The sequence below is a fragment of the Mucilaginibacter sp. NFR10 genome (assembly GCF_900100445.1).
GTDB classification, from domain to species: domain Bacteria; phylum Bacteroidota; class Bacteroidia; order Sphingobacteriales; family Sphingobacteriaceae; genus Mucilaginibacter; species Mucilaginibacter rubeus.
Map to the genome: position 1 here is coordinate 1 of NZ_FMTV01000024.1, position 2,176 is coordinate 2,176.

Here is a 2,176-nt window from a genome sequence, read left to right on the forward strand (position 1 = left end):
TGCTGCTTAAAGGAGACGGGAAAGGTGGCTTTACGGCAGTTAAGCCTCAGGTAAGCGGCATCGTAATAAAAGGGGCCGTACGTGATATGAAAGAGATTAAAGCCGGAAACAATAAGCTGCTGATCGTAGCTAAAAATAATGATAAAACAGAGGTGTTGAGTTTTAAATAAGATGGTGGTTAACTATGAGATATTTTAAAGGGATCCTGGTTGTTTTATGCCTCATTTCTGTATTTTCTTGTAATTCAGACGACAGAAAGTATGAAAACGTAGTAGCGAGTGAACTTTCGCGGGGGGTGAGAAGAGATAGCCTGTTTCAGGGAATAAAATTAGGGATGACCTCAAAAGAGTTTTATACCCACTGTTGGGAAATGAATAAAAAAGGGATCTTTTTTGCAGGCCCCGGCAATACAACAGTTTTATACAAACTAAATAAGGAATTGAAATATCCGGCTTCCATGAATTTCTATCCTGATTTTCGGCAAGGTAAGATTAGCAAAATGAGAGTGAGTTTTAGTTACGATGCTTTCGCTCCTTGGAATAAACAAATGTTTGCTGATAGCCTGCAGTTGGATGTATTAAATATGCTGAAAAAATGGTATAAGGAAAAGGACTTTATCCGTATAACGGACCCGGCTAAAGGGACGATTTTTGTGCAGGTAGATGGTAACCGCAGAATTATCATCGGGAAATATGATGACGCCCATGTAAAAGTAGATTACACTGATTTACTGACAGATGAAAAAAAATAAGGTGAATTTTACTTTTTTGACAGAAAAAACTATTCATGATGTTTTTAGCATCAGGTACTGTTTTGTGTTCTTTTTGTTGGCTTTAACCAGTTGCCAGAAAAAGCAAAGCGGAGGTGGCAATAAGCTTTTTGAACTTTTAAATTCCAATGAAACGCATATCGATTTTGTTAACCAATTATCGTATGATGCTAATTTCAATATTTTTACTTATCGTAATTTTTATAACGGTGGCGGTGTAGCAATAGGAGATATCAATAATGACGGATTGCCGGATATTTTTTTGGTGGGCAACATGGTGCCCAGTCATCTATATTTAAACAAAGGCAATTTTCAGTTTGAAGACATAACCGGGAAAGCCGGAATTACCAAGCTCGGCAGATGGTCTACCGGTGTTACTATGGCCGATGTTAATGGTGATGGGTTGTTGGATATTTATGTTTGCAATAGTGGCGATGTTAAAGGCGATCATAAGCAGAATGAATTATACATCAACAACGGTAATCTCACCTTTACCGAACGGGCAAAGGAATATGGAATTGGCGTAAATGGATACTCAACCCACGCTGTTTTCTTTGATTATGATCATGACGGAGACCTGGATCTCTTTATGTTAAGCAATTCTTTTAAGGCAATCGGTAGCTTTAATATTCAGAATAATGAACGGAATAAAAGAGATTTATTGGGAGGGCAAAAATTATTCAGGAATGATGGCGGCCATTTTACCGATGTGAGTGAACAGGCCGGTATTTATGGTAGTGTAATTGGTTTTGGTTTGGGGGTAAGTGTGGGAGATGTAAATGGGGATGGCTGGGACGACATCTATGTTTCCAATGATTTTTTTGAACGTGATTACCTATATATTAATAATCACAACGGTATGTTTAAAGAATCGCTTGAGGATCAGATGAAAAGTATTAGTAATGCATCGATGGGGGCCGACCTGGCCGACATCAACAACGATGCACATCCTGATATTTTTGTGACGGATATGCTTCCGGCATCAGAATCAAGGCTTAAAACAAATACCACTTTTGAAAACTGGGATAAATACCAGCTTGATTTAAGATATGATTATTATCACCAGTTTACCAGGAACACGCTCCAGTTGAACAATGGCAACGGAACTTTTAGCGAGATAGGCCGGCTTGCAGGTGTTCATGCAACCGATTGGAGCTGGGGCGCGTTGATCACTGACCTTGACAATGATGGATTCAAAGATGTTTTTATCGCTAACGGTATTTATAAGGACTTAACAAACCAGGACTATATTCAACGTTTATCCGATCGGAACGTGATGGGAAGTGTTTGGACAAATAAAGGCATAAATTACAAGAAGCTAATAGATAGTATGCCCTCGGAGGCTGTGCCTAACTATGCCTACCGAAACAATGGGGACCTGACATTTACCAATAAGGCAGCCGAATG

At 39.1% G+C, this 2,176-nt stretch carries 2 protein-coding genes; both read left to right on the plus strand.

Features of this window, described 5'->3' with window-relative positions; translation table 11 throughout:
* The first annotated feature begins 184 nt into the window (after positions 1-184).
* Positions 185-751: a hypothetical protein gene (locus BLP33_RS27090; protein WP_139160091.1), complete on the plus strand. Its 567-nt coding sequence runs from the start codon at positions 185-187 to the stop codon at positions 749-751.
* Positions 738-2,176: FG-GAP repeat domain-containing protein (locus BLP33_RS27095; protein WP_139160092.1), on the plus strand; the 1,439-nt coding region annotated here is incomplete at its 3' end. The genes BLP33_RS27090 and BLP33_RS27095, both read left to right, overlap by 14 nt.